The 410-nt window shown below is 32.9% G+C and carries 1 protein-coding gene; it reads right to left on the bottom strand.

Annotated elements, in window-relative coordinates; translation table 11 throughout:
- A partial coding sequence (locus tag SB724_RS19445) for a hypothetical protein (protein ID WP_410572417.1) occupies positions 1 to 410 on the bottom strand: 410 nt, incomplete at both ends.

A 410-nucleotide genomic window follows, 5' to 3' on the forward strand; every position in this document is an offset into this window, starting at 1 on the left:
GAATTATATAACTCATCAACCATTTTTTGAGCTGTTTCATCTAGGAATTTCATTTTAAGAGCATTTTGAACTGCATTTCGCATAACATCATCTACAACATTGTCAAATGATTTCGCAGCATCCTCGCCTTTCCCAAATGCTTCCACTAATGCTTCAGCCATTTTTTGTGATAAATCCTTAAACTCTGTAGTTGTAATTGATTTTTTAAAATTATCCGCTACTTCAGCTATTTTATCATTGATCTCATTTATTTGCTGTGAATAAGATGCAATTTTATCTGTATCAGAATTCTTTTTTTCGTTCTCTGTTCTTCTCATTTTAACCAATAAGGCTTGTTGCTCCTTAAGGTTTCCAATCAAATCCCTTTGCATTTTCAATTGTGCCTCTCCAGCTGTTTTTTCAATCACCTT

The sequence above is a fragment of the Bacillus sp. SIMBA_031 genome, assembly GCF_046535225.1.
Classification (GTDB): Bacteria; Bacillota; Bacilli; order Bacillales; family Bacillaceae; genus Bacillus; species Bacillus velezensis.